We start from the raw sequence: 2524 nt of genomic DNA, 5'->3' as shown, positions 1-2524 counted from the left end.
CTGGAGGTCAGCAACAACGGGTGGCCATCGCACGGGCAGTGGTAACCAAACCGAAATTGATACTGGCAGATGAACCTACAGGTAACCTGGATTCAAAAAATGGTTTGCAAGTTATGAACTTGCTCACAGAACTTAATCAGGAAGGAACTACTATCGTAATGGTGACCCACTCGGCCCATGACTCACACTTTGCTCATCGGGTGGTTAATCTTTTTGATGGACAAATTGTCACCGAAAGTCAAAATAGGGCCATTGGTGCAGCATTGTGATTATTATTCAAATACCATGATATATTAATCCCTGATAATCCTTCAAAAATGTTTAAAAACTACCTTAAAATAGCCTGGCGAAGCCTTCTGAAAAACAAAGCCGTTTTTTCCATCAATACTGTTGGGTTGGCTTTGGGCATCGCGTCCTGTGTCATTATCTCTCATTTTGTGCTGGATGAATTGAGCTATGATCGGTACAATGATAAGGTAGATCAGATTGCAAGGATTGTTTTCAGAGCCGAGGTAAATGGTGAGGAAATAAAAGAAGGGGTGGTGATGGCCCCGGTCGCTCAAGCGGCAAAGAGTGACTTTCCCGAAGTATTGGATGCAACTAGAATTCGAAGGTTAGGAACTCCAAAGATCACTGTCGGTCAGCAGACCTTTAGAGATGGGAGGTTTGCCTTTGTGGATCCTAATTTTTTCCAAATTTTCAGTTTACCTATAATCGAAGGAAACGTAACCAACCCTTTGGAAAAACCTTATTCAGCCCTGATAAGTGAATCCCTTGCTTTGAAGATTTTCGGGACTTCCTCAGTAAGTGGTAAAACGTTTTATTTGGAAGATCAGGGACAACCTTTTGTCATCACAGGAGTGGTAGCTGATGTTCCGGAAAATTCTCATTTTCACTTTGAAATTTTTGCTTCAATGACTGGATTTCCTGAAGCAAAAAGCACATCATGGTTTAAAGGAAACTTTTTTACCTACCTTCTATTAGAAGAAGACATTGACTCCAAAGCATTGGAAATAAAATTACAGGCTTTGATTGCGAAAAATATGGGGCCTTCCATGCAAGAAGAAATGGGCGTCTCCTTTGAGGAGTTTACTAGAGAAAATCAGCTTGGTTTTGCCTTACAAGCGCTCGGGGATATTCATTTACATTCCGACAATGCCTCGTACAGTGAATTGGAAGAGGGAGGGGACATAAAGTATGTTTATATTTTCAGTGCCATAGCCCTGTTTATGCTATCGATAGCATGCGTTAATTTTATCAACCTCTCTACCGCTACAGCCACCAAGAGAGCGAAAGAGGTGGGAATTCGAAAGGTATTGGGCGCTGATAAACAATTACTTTTTTACCAATTTATTTCCGAAGCTTTTATCGCAAGTACAGTAGCCATGCTCCTTGCAGTGGTTTTCATAATTCTAACACGTTCATTTTATGTGGAGTTTTCTGGGAAAGCACTTGAATTGTCCTACTTTTTGCAGCCTCAGCTGCTATTGGCTTTGCCAGTATTTACTTTACTGATAAGTCTGTTAGCAGGAAGCTATCCGGCCATTTATTTGTCTTCCTTTCGGGCCATTCAGGGTTTAACCAATGGTGTGTCCAGAGGATCAAATAAAAGCTTTCGAAGTGCATTGGTGGTGTTTCAATTTGTGATTTCGGCAGGGCTGATATTGGCGACCTTGGTGGTCAATCAGCAAATGAACTATATTCAAAACAAAGACCTGGGCTATGATAGAGACCAAATTCTGGTCATTAGGGATGCCTATCTGTTGGAAAATAACCAAGAGGCATTCAAAAATGAGTTGATGAAAAATCCCAAAGTAAGCGCTGTCACCCAGTCTTCCTTTGTGCCAGCAGGCCCTTCGGACAATAATGTGACACAGATTTACATTAATGGTCAATTTAATCGGCGGATGCCAGTGTTCAATATTGACGAAAACTATATTCCTACAATGGAAATGGAAATGGTTGCAGGAAGAAATTTTTCAAGAGATTTCGGCGCTGATTCATCCAATGTAATCATTAACCAAACGGCAGTTGAGGTTTTTGGATTTGGAGAAGATCCAATAAGAAAAACCATCTCAGATGGGACCCATACAAGTACAGTAATAGGGGTGGTAAAAGACTTTCACTTTAAATCTTTGCATCAACCCATAGAACCTTTGTTGATGTACTACAGGCCGTATGGTGGCTTGATCGTGAAAGCCAAACCATTGAACATGAAGGCTTTAATCGCGGAGACCCAATCGTTGTGGAATTCTTTCGGTACTGCAGAACCTTTTGGCTTTTCCCTTATGGATGAATCCTATCAAAGGGCTTATCAAACGGAACAAAATATGGGGAAGGTTTTAAATGGTTTTGCACTGCTGACCATAGTAGTTGCCTGTTTAGGTCTTTTTGGTCTGGTTACTTATACCTCCGAACAGCGATACAAAGAAATTGGGATTAGGAAAGTACTGGGAGCATCTGTCTTACAGGTGATTGCCATGTTGACCAAAGATTTTCTCTTATTGGTCTCCCTTTCCTTTTT

2 protein-coding genes are annotated in these 2524 nt (G+C 41.1%); both read left to right on the top strand.

Annotated features, from left to right (window positions below):
* Positions 1-269, top strand: a 269-nt coding sequence (locus AAC037_RS23370; RefSeq protein ID WP_339906026.1) for an ATP-binding cassette domain-containing protein, incomplete at its 5' end; no start/stop codon positions are given.
* Positions 270-317: 48 nt separating this feature from the next.
* Positions 318-2524, top strand: a 2207-nt coding sequence (locus tag AAC037_RS23365) for an ABC transporter permease (RefSeq protein WP_339906024.1), incomplete at its 3' end; no start/stop codon positions are given.

Source organism: uncultured Cyclobacterium sp., from assembly GCF_963976465.1.
Taxonomy (GTDB): Bacteria; Bacteroidota; Bacteroidia; order Cytophagales; family Cyclobacteriaceae; genus Cyclobacterium.
Note: the sequence above shows the minus strand (reverse complement) of the source record. Positions and strands in the feature narration are given on the sequence as shown.